The organism is Variovorax sp. P4_D9 (genome assembly GCF_056401695.1).
In genome coordinates, this window is sequence record NZ_JBFUIU010000169.1 from 1 (window position 1) to 13840 (window position 13840).

Here is a 13840-nt window from a genome sequence, read left to right on the forward strand (position 1 = left end):
TCTGCCGCGGCACGTCCGGCTTCGCGAGGCCGCGTCGCACCGCCCTGGTCAGTCGGCCGGATACCGTAATTGGCAGCCTGGCTGACGCGCTCGGCAGACAGCTGGCCGACACGCTCCGCAGGCCGGGAGCCTTGATTGGCCTGTTGGAGGTTCCGCCCGAGCTCGATCTCCCGAGCCTCGTAGGTCATCCAAATCGGCTTCAAAAAGCTCGCCAAAGCCTGGACGCTGAAGCCTGCGCCGCCATCGGAGCGCATCGCCTCGCGGGCTACCGGATCACGCTGCACCTGGTCCTGAACCCGGCGGATGAAGTTCGCGTTGTCGTGACCAGCGCCCGACTTCATTCGCCACGTGGCAATGCCGTTCCACTGCTGGCCATTGAGCGGCTGCTGCGCGTTCATCGTCAGCGCGGCGAAGGCGTCGGCGTAGCGCTCGGCGGAACGCGTGGCCTTGTCGACTGTCTCCGGATTGTTCAACCGTGCTTCGTTGCCGCCTTGAATGGCGCGCTCGGTATGGACGTCCACCAGGCGGGAGTACGTGATCCGTTGACGTGCCTGCGCGGCTCGGCTGACTCGACAATCGCCTCCAGCACGTCCCTGAGGTTCTGGTTGGGGGTCGTTTTCGTTCAGCTTGGCTGTTTTGGTGGATGGGCTGCGGCATGCAATGGCGGGATCGACGGCGTCACCACAGGAACTTCAGCCACTCCTCGTGCCGGTGGCGTGGCTTGCGCATGAAGCACGGTGCCGTCCAGGTTGCTTGTGCAGCAAACAGCTTGGGCCGAATCCGGAAAAAGCCGAATCAGACGCCATCCGTCCGGAGCCACCTCTCACGAGTAATTCGATACAGACAATGCCTCTTCAGTTTGCTGCCCTCCGTCAACGCAGGATTAGGGTAGTTGAAGTCCTCGTTGGCGTTCATCATTCCAACGCGCTCCATCACTCCGCGTGAGGGAAGGTTGATGATCGGCGTAAACGAAACGATCTCTTCGAGGCCCAACTGCTCGAAGCCAACGCGCACTGCCGCCTTCGCACCCTCGGTGGCATATCCCTTGCCCCAATGCTCCTGGGCCAGTCGATAGCCTAGTTCCACACATGGCATGAACGATAGCGCGCGCCTGGGAATCGACAGGCCGATGAAGCCGATAAATTGACCGGTCGCTCGTGTCTCCACAGCCCAGTTGCTCCAGCCACGGTCATTGAGTTCGGCGCCCCACCTGTCAAAGTCGCGATCACTCCACTCGCGGGACTGCAGTCCGGCGAAGAAGCGCATGACAACCGGGTCCACATTCAGGGCGGCATACGGGTCGCGATCCGAGCTCTTCCACATGCGAAGAAGCAAACGCTCCGTGATGATTTCGATTGGCATCTTCATTGCCCCTTGCTGTCGGGTGTGGCTTTGACCGATTGTTGCCCAGCACTTGTCAGTGCGCACGCGCTCATAAAGTCGCCGTTGGGAGCCAGAGACAATCGTCTGCTCTTGCGCGAGCACCAGTTCGCGGCCGTGCCCGACAGCTGACCTTCGGCGTGATCGCCCGGTTGGCCAAGGACTGCTATCGGCGAGTTTTCGGCGAACAGGCAGTCCCGGCCATGAGCTGCCGGTGGCGCTCACCAGGCGCTGCAGCGGATCGCGGCTCTGTACGCGATCGAGGCCCAGATCCGGGGCCAGCCTCCCGATGTGCGGTGTGCCGTGTGCGGCAGGCCCGGGAACGTCGACTGGACACATGGCGGGTTCTGTTGCAATAAGGAGTTTCGATCCTGGCCTCACGATATGGTAGCCAATTTGGCGGCTCCCTACGCTACCGGTAGTGGTCAGAATCTGCCGAATTTTCTTATTGCGACGGAACCCGCTCGTGAGGTCGTTCGGCGGCGCGGAACTGCGGAGCACAGGTTCAGCTCAGAATCGTCCACACGAAGGCTTCAAACGCCCCGCCACCCTTGCCGTCCGGCACATGACAGAGCACGGCATGGCGCCCGGCGCGCTCGAACCGGAAGGCCTTCTGGCCGTCAAACGAGACCCGCCGCGCGTTGTGCGCGTCGGAGGGATCAGAGCCGTCTTCGGTGTAGTAGACCTTCGTGCCCTTCGGCGCCGTTAGCGTCACATCCAACGCGCCCGCGTAGTCGCCGTCCGGCCGGTCCGCGCTGGCGCTGCGCTGCGGATGCGCTGCCGCCATCGCCGCGCGCGCCACGGCCACGGCCGACTGCACGCCCTCCACGTTGCGGACCCACTGCTCATCGACTAGGTACAGCGTCAGGATTGCGTTGAAGCCGAGCTCCATGCCCCACGCGACGTAGTCGTTCACTGATGTACGGTGCGCGATGAAGTGCTGCGTCAGCGTCGCGGTCTTCGCGTCGGTCCACTCAATGCGCTTCTTGTACGGACGGTTCACAACGGGGGACGCAATGCCGTCGGAATCGATCGCGATGAACGAAACGGTTCCGGTGCGGTCGATGTTCCGCTGCGAGCCTACGTTCCAGTGCTCCTGATCCGTGCTGTGATGAAGCACGCCGCGCGTCGTGGTAGCGACGACCGCCAGACTGCCGTCGAATGGAGCGGCGTTGTCGGTGAGGATCGTCACCTCAGGCAGCACAACGCCAACACCGTAGCTGCGGCGCACGTCCTCGGCGCCTGCCGCCTGGAATACGACCTCCCACATGCCGTTCGTCGCGAGGGTCAGGCTTCCACCGTCGGATAGCGTGCCTTCGCGCGTGTCAGCGACCGTCCGCTGGATGAAGCCCGCGTTGAAGCGCTGCGTGATGCACTGGGCGTGGAACGTCAACGCCACGGTGTCCGGGGTCACGTCGGCCATCACCACGAGGCCGGATGCGTGGCTGCCGCTCGCCTTGTCGACGGCGATCGTCGCCGGCGGGGCCGGCGGGTGCTTGTTCAGCATCCCCTTGAACTCGTTGAATACGGTCTTGCTCTTGATGATCTTCTCGTGGCCGACGTCCGCGGAGCCGAGGTCGAACTGGCGGATCAGATCCGCGCCTTCTAGCCGGCCGGTGCCAGGGTTCTGCATCTCAACGAAGTCGCTGGCAGCGATCATCGCGGCGTAGCGGATGGCTCCGTTGTCCAGTTCGGTGACGCCGGTCCAGCCCGAAACGGGAGAGTCCTGCGCAGCCTTGTCGTTCGAGCCGCGCGTCGTGTCGTCGACGACGCCATCGAACTTGTGCGACGTCGTCTCGAAGGCTCCGCCGGTCTTGAACTCATCGATGGCAAAGCGCCCAAGCCCATGATTCGCGCCTGCGATGGCAACGAACGTCCCGACCGTGTCGAGCCGATGCGCTTCATTGTCCCATTGCTCGGGCTTTTGCACCCCGCGCAGGTAGCCGTTCACCATTCCGCAACCCAGCGAATGGGCGATGAAGTCGAGCTTGAGCACTCCCAGGTAGTCGCGCACGCTGTCGACGAAGCTGCGAAACGCGTCGATGTGGTCGATGTGCACGTCCTGCAGGATCGTCGCGGTGTTGCCCTCGCCGAGGTAATCCATCGCCCAGATCTCACACCGGGAATAGCCCTCTCCCAGGAGAAAGTCCCTCATAGTCTCCATGCCCCACCTGGGATGGGCCGAGTGCCCTGCATTGCCGTGCACGAGGACAACCGGCGTCTTGCGGAGCGCGGCGCGGTGCTGCACCTTCGTCATTGACTGTTCTCCGCCGAAGCCGGTCAGGTTGGCGGGAAAGTCTGCGGGAAAGCGGTTCATGCAATCCTCCTTGAAAGTCTTGGGTTTGAGGTGTAGAAAAAGCGGCACCAACACGCCGTGCAGAGCGGTCAGTGCGACTCCGGCGCGGACATCGCGATGCGGCAGAACAAGTACCTCAACAACATGGTCAAACAGGATCACCGGGCCATCAAGCGCATCGAGCGATCAATGCTGGGCTTCAAGTCTTTGCGCTGCGCGAGGCACCCTCATTGCCGGCGTCGAGACAAATGCACATGATCAACAAAGGGCAGCTCGATTGTCCCGAATGCCAAGTCTCGTCGGCAGCGTCCCTGTTTTACTCTCTGGCCTCTTAATCCGGCGATCGGCTGCGCGCCTTCGCTGACCCTCGCGCCGCTATTGCGACACTACCCTGTCGGCTTCGGCTGACGCGATCGCAGACTACTCAGCTCGGCGACAGCCGTGCTGCGATTCGCCAACGGTTGAGCCTTCCCTCGTCGAGCCGGAAGGTGTCGACCACACGCAGCTCCCAGACCCCGCGGATCGGTTTGTCCACGAGGCCGCGCAGCGCCGGCTGGTTGTCGACTGAATAGGTTCGCGCCAGGTTGTCGGCTGAGCCGCCGGTGTTGTTGTGCAACGAAACTGCGGTGCCGTTGGGCGCCAACAGGTCGACGCGCAAGTCGCCAATGTAGGTGTGGGTAATGTCCACCTGCACGCGCAGTTCGGCAATCTTGCCGTCCTCCTGGATGTCGATGCGGCTCACGATCGGAACTCCCGCGTCAGGAATCGTCGTGCCGGGCGATGCACTCACGTCGACGCTGCGTTGTTCCGTCACTCCGCCCGCGGCCGCATTGACCGCCTTGAACGCGTTCACCTTGCCGTGGCCGAACCACAGGCTGAAGCCTGCGGGACTGAACTCACCGGGCTCGTTGACCGGCGTGTCGGTCACCATGGACATCTCCTTGTCCGCCGTCTGGCGCAGGATTTCGCGCACGCGCCTGCCGTCAAGCGTGGGGTCGGCCGAAAGGACCAGCGCGCACACGCCGGCCACCGTGGGCGTGGCGCTCGACGTGCCGCCGAACTGGTTCGTGAAGCGCGAGCCGGGCGTGAAGTCGGAGTTGAGTCCGGCGCCTTCGTTGTCGGTGGTGACGATGCCAAGTCCCGCCGGATGGATCTGCGCCAGATCGTCCCAGTTGTCCGACGGCGCACACACGCTGATCTGTGTGCCCCAGGAAGAATACGCGGCACGCGTCTTGCGCGACGTGCTGGCACTCACCGTGATGGCGTCCGGGTGTGCGGCCACCCAGCGGTCGATCGGACCGCTGTGGGAGCGGATACCGAAGTCGGTGCGGAAGCGGTAGGTGCGCGTGTTCTGGAGATCCTGAACGGGGCAGTTGCTATTGCCCGCAGCGATGCAGAAGACGAGACCCTTGCCGCGGCGCCCGCCGGTCGTAGCGAGGCGGGCCATCGCGTCGTGGAGCGCGATGCTCATCGGCGCGTTCGCCGGGCCCACGCCCCATGAGCACGAGACCACGTCTGCCAGCGTAGAGATCTTCTCGAACATCACGATGAAGTGCGCATCGGTCATGGCCTGCAGCGGGAAGCGAACCGCCACCAGGGAGCAGCCGGGAGCCACCCCGACCACGCCGCTGCCGTTGCCCTCGGCCACTGCCACACCAAGGCACGGCGTGCCATGGTAGTCGCCGGCGCGCGGTTGGACATCGGTGCTCCAGTCGATGGCCGCGTTGTTCTCGTCGCCGCGCAGCGTGGCGTTCAGGCGTGCCACGACCTTGGCAGTGCCCTGGAAGTCGGGGTGCCCGAGGTCGAAGCCGTCGTCGGCCACGGCAATGACGATGTCGCGTCGGCCGCGTGTGAGGTCCCAGGCCTCGGGCGCGAAGATGCCGGCGCCGGCCACGAGGTCGGGGCCCGCAGTGGGGGCATGCAGGTGCCACTGAGTATGGAACAGATCGTCCGACGGAATGAAGAAACGCGTAAGCGGGCGCAAGAGGTTGGGTTCGGCGTATTCGACGTCGTCGCTATCCTCCTGCGCCGAATTGGCGGCGCGAATCGGATTCTTGCCGGTGGCGTCTGTCACGCGCACAAGGAAAGTCTTGTTGCCCATGTCGCGCTCGACTACGAGTTTCTCGTTCGCGAAGTACATGTGGATGCGCTGGTCTGGAGTGCCTTCCTTGAACTTGATGAAAAAGCTTTCGGTAATGAGGTACTCGCCGCCTTGCGGGGTGGTCGGGTCGCGGTAGACGTGGTGGACCACGTTGTTCTGTGCCCGCAGCCTGTCGACGGATGCCTCGGGGTCGTGCGCAACTGCGGCGCGCACAAGGTTCGGCGTGGCGGCGCGCAGGGATCGCAATTCGACCCCCGCGCGGGTTGCCGCGTTCTGGGCATCGGCTTCGCTCGCGGCGTGGATGGTGATGTCAGAGTCGTCTTGCTGGACCGGGATCTTGCGACCGCCCTGCCAGAAGTAGGTTGTAGTGGCCATGATCGTCCTTTACGCATCCGGGTGCATGATCCCGGGCACGAAGATCGTAGGCCTGCTGTGCGGCCGGGGAATCCTTAATGAGGTGGATGAACGCTAGTGTCGTGAGTTAGAAGTTCATTGAACTAATCGAAAAGAGCTCGTGTACCGTGTGCACACGACGAGGCGGCCATGCGAGGAAGACCCAAGGCAGAACTGGCGCTGAGCGAAACTGAGCGCGAGCAGCTCACGGCGCAGACGCTGCGGCGCAAGACCCGCAAGGCGTTGGCGTTGCAGGCTCGCATTGTTCTGGCCAGACCTTCAAGAGGGAGGCTCCGAACTTCCGCAACCAGTGTTGAAGCGACATTGCCGCAACGCTTGAACCGGCGCGAGTCGGCAAGCACGACGGGGCTTTCGACCTTTTCTCGAGCGACCACTGCGACAGCAACAGTCGGGGTTCACGCCAATCACGTCGGCGTGGCTGGACTCGGGCTTCAGGTCGCTGCGCGCGTAACGTGCTCGCGGAAGTTCCACGGATGAAGCATTGTCTGTGGAGCTTCCGGAGCCCGCCCTGCGCATGTGCGAAAAATCACTAGGAGAAAGACCAATGGAATTATTTCGCGTCGATGTGCCCGATGAGGTGTTCGACGATCTGCACGCGCGCCTCAAGCTCACGCGCTGGGCCCACGACTTCGCCAACGAAGGCTGGCAGTACGGCACCAACACCGCCTACCTCAAGGAACTGGTGGCCTACTGGATCGRGGCCTACGACTGGCGCAAGCAGGAACGCGCGATCAACGCGTATCCGCAGTTCCGCACCGAGATCGATGGTGTGCCGATCCACTTCATCCACGTGCGCGGCAAGGGGCCCGATCCCAAGCCGTTGATCCTTTCGCACGGCTGGCCCTGGACGTTCTGGGAGTATCGGAAAGTGATCGGGCCCCTCAGCGATCCCGGCGCGCACGGCGGCGATCCCGCCGATTCCTTCGACGTAGTGGTGCCGTCTTTGCCGGGCTATGGATTCTCCACGCCGCTGCGCAAGCCCGGCGTCACTTTCTGGCGCACTTCCGGGCTTTAGGTGAAGCTCATGGAACGGCTGGGCTATCCACGTTTCGCCGCGCACGGCGCCGACTGGGGCGCGCTGATCACGGCCGACCTGGGACACCGCTATGCCGAGCGCGTGATGGGCGTCCACTTCCCGATGATGCTGCCACTGGACCTCTTCAGCGGCGGTACGCCGGCGCCCGAGGACTACGACGCCGACGAAGCGCCGATGGCCGCATGCCTGCAGAACTTCTTCGCCACCGAGTCGGCCTACTCGGCGCTGCAAAGCACCAAGCCCCAGACCATTGCCGCAGCGCTCAACGATTCACCAGTGGGACTGGCGTCGTGGATACTTGAAAAGCAACGCAGCTGGAGCGACTGCCACGGCGACGTCGAAACCCGCTTCAGCAAGGACGATTTGCTGACCACGATCATGATCTACTGAGTCAAGCAGAGCTACGGCACGTCGGCGCGTTGCTCGAAGCTCCGGTCGGAATTTCGGTATTGCCAGAGGAAATATGCAGCGCCCCGCGCCGCTGGATCCAGCGCTACTACAACCTCAAGCAGAAGCGGCATCACGCCAGCGGCGGACACTTCGGGGCCTGGTAAGAACCGCAGGCCATCATCACGGACGTCCGCGATTTCTTCCGCGTGCTGAGCTGACCCCAGCTTTCAGTCCGATTGCGTGGCGGCGGCCTCGCAGTCGGACTGATCGACCAGCTTCCTCGATGCACACACGCAATCAGGGGGTGACATGCGTTGCGTGCCGCTGACTTGCCCTGGAGCGGGCGCGTATGAGTGGCAGTTATGCAGTCTGAACCGGCCCCCTCATGCATGACTGCAGAGCCCAGTTTGGCGCGAGCGCGACCACCCATTCGGCGTTTGGAGGTTGGACGCCGGCAGTGGCGTGGAGACCGTGAAAGTCTGGCCCAATGTCCACCAACAATGGCGAAATCGCCGTGCAATGGGCGGTGGAAGGCATGGGCAGCGCGACGGTCGTTTGGTCCAGGTGCTCCCAGACTATCGGCAGGAAGCCAACGTGTGGGCGGTGTATCCCACGCCGCTGAGCAATTCCGCAAAGGTCCGCGTTTGCGTTGAGTTTCTGCAGCAGTCCTTCCGCTCACTCGGGCGTCGATAACGCAAGCGGTCATGGCGCCGCAGCCCCAGCAGTCTTGACCTCTTCGACGAGTCAACAGCTGCTTTCGCCCTGCGGACAAAGTCTGTCGTCGCGAGTCGCGCCAGAAGTCCACGACGCAGAGATCCGGGCCTAGCGAAGAACAAGTTCGTCGATGAGATAGGCAACGCCGTCGCTAGCATGGGTCTCAATGACGCGGCGCAACTCAGACGCGGGTTCGAAAACCTCATGGGCCATTGCGACGCTGTCGAGCCAGACGCAGATAATGCCGGTCGGCGGAGACGGCTCCGCCCACAGTCGCTCGCGACGAGCCGTCGAGATCGTCCAGTTCAACGCAACCTTATACCCAGTGGTTTCCGCCACTCGTCGCACTTCACGCCAAAGCGTGACGCGCGTCTCCGCTCGCGCATGAAATGGGATGAGGACTTTGACGAATTTCTCGGCTGGGTCATCTCCATCCGTCTCGACCACGCACAAGGTCCAACCTTTCAGGAAGATCGGCTCATCAGCAGGTATGTACTTCTGGCCAACCGGGGAAGCTTGAGCCAAGCACATGGCCTCCGCGTCAGCAAAGAAAAGCTCCACGACGCCATCGACGTTGAAAGCAGGCTCGCCATTGCTCGCCCATAGCACCTTGTCCACGCGGTTGTGGGTGTACTTGGTGACGCCTTCCATGCCCAGGGCAAGCTGGGCATGAGGGCCCGCCCAGTACGCCCTGAAGTCGCACATTGCGGTCCCTTCCTTCCTTTTTAGGAGGGTCATTCGTTTCATCATTTGAGGCCTTTCGAAGCTACAGGATTTGCCGCTCGGCCACGACGAAAGCTGTGATCTCAGCCAGGAACGTCTTTGCATGGGCCATCGTCTTCTTGCCTGCTTCGGAACCGAACGCAGCCTCCAGCGTTGCGGCGTCCTCGAACCAGAGTTCGACGATGCCATCGATCGGGAAGTTGTCGTAGCCACATGGTTGCCCCTTCACCAATTCACGGGCGATCACCACGTTCTGCCTGTAGGCGCCGACGCCTGGCATCTTGCGCACCAGATCGCCATGAACTTTCCATTCGCGGCGAAAGTCCGCCTCGCTGAGATCAGGTCGACGTTTCAAGATCGACATGCGCTTCAGGAGGMGGGCACGGGCTTTCGCCTCTGGCAACTCGATGACGACACGCTGCTCAGCGGTGACAATGTACAGACCGCCAAGGAAGTGGCTCTCGTCCGCGATGAGGTCCGCAGCGAGCTCGCTGTCGTTGAATGCATGGTCCGCTTCGCCGACGCCATCGAACCACAGTTGCGAGAAGCCGTCGAAGTCCCACGGACCGCGCGGGAAATCGATGCCGCGTTGCAAGCGCTCGATCACCGGGTTCTGCCAGTACCCTCGCAAACCTGGCGCTCTCTTCGCAAGGTCTCCGTGGTGGCCGCGCCARTATTCGCTGAATTTTTCCGTAGACCAATCGGACTTTTTGCGGATCAGGCCCATTCTTACGTTCATATCGGTTACTCCTGGTTGGCGGTGGGTTCAATGAGCTCGGCTGCAGCCTGCGCGCGGGCACGTGCGAGGCCCGGAGCGCGTTTGGCAAGCCAGACGCCGTGCCGCAACGGCCAGCGCTTGTATGCGGGGTCGACCCCCAAGGTAAGGGCGGCGTGATGCGGCCAGTAGGGATCGAAGAGAGCTTCGCGACCCAGCGCGATCAAATCGGCCTTTCCGTCGGCAAGCACCGCTTCAGCCTGACGCGCATCGACGATCATCCCGACGGCTTGCGTCCTGATCTCCGCCTCTCGACGAATCCGCTCTGAAAACGGCACCTGAAAACCAAGTCCCCGCGGCACCGGCAACGCGCGAGTTTCTTCGGTGAGTCCACCGGAAGAGCAGTCAATGACGTCGACGCCGCAGCGTGCGAGTTCGCGCGACAGGACGATTGAATCCTCAAGGCTCCATCCGTCCACGCTGCCGTCTACCGCCGACAGCCGGCAGAAGAGAGGCTTGCCTTCTGGCCAGGCTGCGCGAACCTTGCGCGCGATTTCGAGGGCCAGGTGCATTCGTCCTTCGAGGCTGCCACCCCATTCGTCATCGCGGTGGTTTGAGTTGGGCGACAGGAAGCTTGCGACCAGATAGCCATGGCCGAAATGGAGCTCCACCACATCGAAGCCGGCCTGTTCGGCGCGCAATGTGGCGTCGACGAAGGACTGCACCACGTCTGCGATGCCGTCGGCGTCCAACGCAACCGGCGCCGACCATCCGGGTCCAGCAGGTAACGCACTTGGCCCGAGGCGTTGCCAGGGCTGTGGATCCGATGCGAGGCGATGTTCGGACAGCGCCGCGCCCCCTTCCCACAGCGGCTGACTACCCGACTTGCGTCCCGCATGAGCCAACTGCACGCCGATTGCGCCACCGTTGGAATGGACAAAATCAACCACCTGCTTCAACGGTTCGATCTGGCTGTCTTCCCAAAGGCCCAGATCCGCCGTACCGATGCGGCCTCGAGGATCGACGGCGGTACTTTCGGTGAGAATCAGCCCAGCACCGCCAAGGGCAAATTTCCCAAGGTGGACCATGTGCCACGGCGTCGCGCGTCCGGATTCGGCCGCATGCTGGCACATGGGCGAGATGACGATTCGATTGTTCAGAACGAGCTCGCGGAGCTGAAGTGGCAGGAAAAGAAGTGGGTCATTGGTGGTCATACGAAAGCCTGTCAGTTAGGGGGCGACGACCGGGACGGTCGCGGGTTGCCGAGTACCCAGGTAGGTGCCGCCCATCACGRCAAGAAAACCGAAGAGATGCCAGAGGTTCAGTCGCTCGCCAAGCAACATGGCTGCGAAACCGACGCCGAAGATCGGAACCCAATACAGGAAGACGGCGGTGCGTGCTACGCCGATACGCGCGATCGCGCGGTTCCAGACGAGGTTGGACAACGCGGTCGCCATGACACCTGAGAACAGGATGAACGCCCAAGGGCGCCAGCCTGGAAAGAGCCCATCGAATCCAATCGCGGGCGACTCGAGGGTGGCGTGGACCGCCAGAAGGAACGAGCCGATCACATAGATCGCCCAGCTGATAGTCAAAGGGTGGAGCTGCGTCGTCAGGCGCTGGACGATGGCGCCACCGGCGGCAAAGCTGACCACGGCGGCCACCAACATCAAGTCTCCCGCGCCTGCGCTCGAAAGACCGGCTCCCGGATGGCTCAACACCACCGCCGCTACGCCCGCGAATCCCAGAAGGACACCCACCAGGCGCATCACTGTCAGACGTTCTCGGAAGGCGACCGCTGCGAGCAGTGCGGATACCAGCGGGCTCAAAGCCATGATGAGCGCGCCATTGGTGGCAGTGGACCGCAGCAAGCCTTCCGCAAAAAGTATCTGATTGAGATACACCATCAAGATCGCGCAGACCACGATCGCCACGCTCTGCCGCCAGGACAACATGGGGAGCCCGCAGCGCTTCCACAGCACGATCAGGCTCAAAGCGGCGCATGCCACGAGCATTCGTAGCGCGGCCACTGTGGTCGGATCGAAGACCCCCGTCAGGACCTTCACTGCGGCCACGTTCAGACCCCAGATCGCCATCGCCCCGATCAAGGTCGCCTGCACGGCGGCTGGACTTGCTTGGCGATCGGACATGAATCAGGCCCCCCGCAGTTGGCGGTTGCGCTGCCGGATCAAGGACGCGAACGCCCCCCCGAGCAGCAGGAGGCCGATGGCCGAAGATGCAAAGACCATGGTTGACGAGAACGTGTCCACCACCCACGCGGCAAGCAGGACCCCCAGGGACTGCCCAAAGAACAGCACGCATGCAAACAGTGAAACGGCCGTACCGCGCACGGCCGGGGCCATCTGGGTCGCATGGGTCTGCAGGGTGTTGTGCAAGGCGTAGAAGCCGAACCCGCCAAGCGTGCAGGCGGGAAGCGTCCACTGCCACGATGGTGCCGACGCGATCGTCGCGAACGCGATGCCCAGGCAGACACCGCCAGTGGTTGCCAGACCGGTTTCGCCGAATCGCCGCAGCAGCACTCGTGCGCTTCGGCTGTATAGAAGGCCCCCGACGCCGTAGAGCGCGACGACGGCCCCTGCCGTTGGCATCGACAGGTCGAACGTAGCGTGCAGGTGGGAGGGAATGAAGGCAAGCGCGCTGAACGCCAACGCCCCTTCGATGCAAGTGACGAGCAATACCGTCCTCGCCCATGGCTGAGCAAGCACATCCAGAACCCGGCGAGGCACGCTTCCCATGTCTCCCGGCGACGGTGACGCCATGCCGCGAGCGCGCTTGGCAAGCATCGCTCCGCTGATCAGGAAAATGACCGCGAGCATGACGAACGCCGCTCTCCAACTCAACGTCTCAGCGACAAGGCCGCCAAGCCACTGGCCGCAGATCATTCCGAACACCGTCGCGCCGAGCAGTTTGGCCAACACTTCCTGGCGACCTTCGTAGGCAACGCTGTCTCCGATCCACGCCATGGTCAGCGGAATGATTCCAGCCGCCGCTACGCCGGACAGAATGCGACTGACAACCAGCCAGTCCAACGTGGGCGAAAACGCCGCCGCCGCGCTTCCGAACGTGCACGCTAGCGTCGCAAAACCGATGACGCGCACTTTGCCGTAACGATCCCCGAGCGGCCCATAGAACAACTGAAGAACCCCGTAGGCCAACGCGAAGCCGGAGATCGTCCGCGCCGCCTGGCCCGTCGTTGTCGAGAACTCCGCTGCCAACGACGGAAGCATTGCATCGCAGATCCGCATCGATGCCATGCTCGCGAACGCGCATGTTCCGAGTAGCCACAACGTTCGGGTGTCGAGGGGACGGATGCTCATGACCGCATCGCTCGGTACGGTGCTCACTCGCATGCCGCTAGACCTGGTCCAAGGATCAGGCTCGCATCGGTCGCTTCGATCACCTCTCGGACTGACACCCCGGGGGCGGTCTCTTGCAGAACGGGGCCGTTCTCGGTCGGCCGGATCACCGCGAGTTCTGTGACGACCAACTCGACGCGGCGCACCGAAGTGATTGGAAGGGTGCAACGCGGAACGATCTTGGAACCGGTCTTGGAACGGTGCGTCATCGCTACGATGACCCGCCGGGCGCCCGTCACCAGATCCATCGCTCCGCCCATGCCGGGAATCATCGAACCGGGCACCATCCAATTCGCCAACCGGCCAAGTTCATCGACCTCGAGACCTCCGAGCACGGTGACGTCAAGGTGACCGCCCCGTATCATTCCGAAGGAAAAAGCGGAGTCGAAGGCGCACGCACCGGGCAAGGCGCCGACGGGGCGTCCCCCTGCGTCGGTGAGATTGATGTCCTCGAATCCCTCGCCGGGCAACGGGCTCATGCCGATGATGCCGTTCTCGGAATGGAAGAAGACGTGAATCAACGGAGCCAGGTACTGCGCGACCAGGGTTGGCAAGCCGATGCCGAGGTTGACCCGATCACCGTCCTTGAGCTCCTTGGCGACACGCCGGGCAATGACTTCTTTCTCGTTCATGCGGCGCGCTCCTTTCCCACGAGCACATGAACCAGGACGCCCGGGGTGATCACGGAGTCCGG

The 13840-nt window shown here is 63.0% G+C and carries 12 protein-coding genes and 2 pseudogenes; 4 read left to right on the forward strand and 10 right to left on the reverse strand.

Annotated elements, in window-relative coordinates:
• The 3 genes from AC1DY5_RS19165 to AC1DY5_RS19175 all read right to left on the reverse strand — a co-directional run.
• A partial coding sequence (locus AC1DY5_RS19165) for a hypothetical protein (protein WP_478113837.1) occupies positions 1-521 on the reverse strand: 521 nt, incomplete at its 3' end.
• Between the two features lie 274 nt (positions 522-795).
• On the reverse strand, positions 796-1368 hold the full coding sequence (locus AC1DY5_RS19170) for a GNAT family N-acetyltransferase (RefSeq protein WP_478113839.1): 573 nt from the start codon (positions 1366-1368) through the stop codon (positions 796-798).
• Positions 1369-1885: 517 nt separating this feature from the next.
• Entirely contained in the window at positions 1886-3697 is a 1812-nt protein-coding gene (locus tag AC1DY5_RS19175; RefSeq protein ID WP_478113841.1) for an alpha/beta fold hydrolase, read from the reverse strand.
• Positions 3698-3787: 90 nt separating this feature from the next.
• Between AC1DY5_RS19175 and AC1DY5_RS19180 the strand changes: the two are divergent.
• Positions 3788-4011, forward strand: a pseudogene (locus tag AC1DY5_RS19180) (DDE-type integrase/transposase/recombinase); the annotation flags it as partial.
• 89 nt (positions 4012-4100) lie between these two features.
• On the opposite strand, the gene AC1DY5_RS19185 reads toward AC1DY5_RS19180, so the two are convergent.
• Entirely contained in the window at positions 4101-6152 is a 2052-nt protein-coding gene (locus tag AC1DY5_RS19185) for a S8 family serine peptidase (RefSeq protein WP_478113843.1), read from the reverse strand.
• 583 nt (positions 6153-6735) lie between these two features.
• Between AC1DY5_RS19185 and AC1DY5_RS19190 the strand changes: the two genes are divergently transcribed.
• The 3 genes and pseudogenes from AC1DY5_RS19190 to AC1DY5_RS19200 all read left to right on the forward strand — a co-directional run.
• Positions 6736-7206 carry an epoxide hydrolase family protein gene (locus AC1DY5_RS19190; protein ID WP_478113844.1) on the forward strand — a complete coding sequence of 157 codons (471 nt, stop codon included), beginning with the start codon at positions 6736-6738 and terminating at the stop codon, positions 7204-7206.
• A 9-nt stretch (positions 7207-7215) separates the two neighbouring features.
• The gene (locus tag AC1DY5_RS19195) at positions 7216-7617 is read left to right on the forward strand and encodes a hypothetical protein (RefSeq protein WP_478113845.1); all 402 of its coding nucleotides are present in this window, start codon (positions 7216-7218) and stop codon (positions 7615-7617) included.
• Positions 7618-8022: 405 nt separating this feature from the next.
• Positions 8023-8310 (forward strand): annotated as a pseudogene (locus AC1DY5_RS19200) (type 2 periplasmic-binding domain-containing protein); the annotation flags it as partial.
• A 129-nt stretch (positions 8311-8439) separates the two neighbouring features.
• On the opposite strand, the gene AC1DY5_RS19205 reads toward AC1DY5_RS19200, so the two are convergent.
• The 6 genes from AC1DY5_RS19205 to AC1DY5_RS19230 are packed head-to-tail and all read right to left on the reverse strand — an operon-like array spanning position 8440 to position 13778.
• Positions 8440-9081 (reverse strand): EthD domain-containing protein, encoded by a 642-nt coding sequence (locus AC1DY5_RS19205; protein WP_478113847.1) that lies wholly within the window; start codon positions 9079-9081, stop codon positions 8440-8442.
• A gap of 16 nt (positions 9082-9097) precedes the next feature.
• Positions 9098-9781 carry an EthD domain-containing protein gene (locus AC1DY5_RS19210; protein ID WP_478113849.1) on the reverse strand — a complete coding sequence of 228 codons (684 nt, stop codon included), beginning with the start codon at positions 9779-9781 and terminating at the stop codon, positions 9098-9100.
• Between the two features lie 17 nt (positions 9782-9798).
• Entirely contained in the window at positions 9799-10983 is a 1185-nt protein-coding gene (locus tag AC1DY5_RS19215) for an NADH:flavin oxidoreductase/NADH oxidase (RefSeq protein WP_478113851.1), read from the reverse strand.
• A 15-nt stretch (positions 10984-10998) separates the two neighbouring features.
• Positions 10999-11919 carry a DMT family transporter gene (locus AC1DY5_RS19220; protein WP_478113852.1) on the reverse strand — a complete coding sequence of 307 codons (921 nt, stop codon included), beginning with the start codon at positions 11917-11919 and terminating at the stop codon, positions 10999-11001.
• 3 nt (positions 11920-11922) lie between these two features.
• Positions 11923-13107, reverse strand: a complete 1185-nt coding sequence (locus AC1DY5_RS19225; RefSeq protein ID WP_478113854.1) for an MFS transporter — start codon at positions 13105-13107, stop codon at positions 11923-11925.
• 23 nt (positions 13108-13130) lie between these two features.
• Positions 13131-13778 carry a 3-oxoacid CoA-transferase subunit B gene (locus AC1DY5_RS19230; RefSeq protein WP_478113856.1) on the reverse strand — a complete coding sequence of 216 codons (648 nt, stop codon included), beginning with the start codon at positions 13776-13778 and terminating at the stop codon, positions 13131-13133.
• Positions 13779-13840: the final 62 nt, after the last annotated feature.

Coding starts and splice junctions, on each gene's coding strand:
- AC1DY5_RS19170 (WP_478113839.1), bottom strand. CDS start 1,368: ATGAAGATGCCAATCGAAATCATCACGGAGCGTTTGCTTCTTCGCATG.
- AC1DY5_RS19175 (WP_478113841.1), bottom strand. CDS start 3,697: ATGAACCGCTTTCCCGCAGACTTTCCCGCCAACCTGACCGGCTTCGGC.
- AC1DY5_RS19185 (WP_478113843.1), bottom strand. CDS start 6,152: ATGGCCACTACAACCTACTTCTGGCAGGGCGGTCGCAAGATCCCGGTC.
- AC1DY5_RS19195 (WP_478113845.1), top strand. CDS start 7,216: ATGGAACGGCTGGGCTATCCACGTTTCGCCGCGCACGGCGCCGACTGG.
- AC1DY5_RS19205 (WP_478113847.1), bottom strand. CDS start 9,081: ATGATGAAACGAATGACCCTCCTAAAAAGGAAGGAAGGGACCGCAATG.
- AC1DY5_RS19215 (WP_478113851.1), bottom strand. CDS start 10,983: ATGACCACCAATGACCCACTTCTTTTCCTGCCACTTCAGCTCCGCGAG.
- AC1DY5_RS19225 (WP_478113854.1), bottom strand. CDS start 13,107: ATGAGCATCCGTCCCCTCGACACCCGAACGTTGTGGCTACTCGGAACA.
- AC1DY5_RS19230 (WP_478113856.1), bottom strand. CDS start 13,778: ATGAACGAGAAAGAAGTCATTGCCCGGCGTGTCGCCAAGGAGCTCAAG.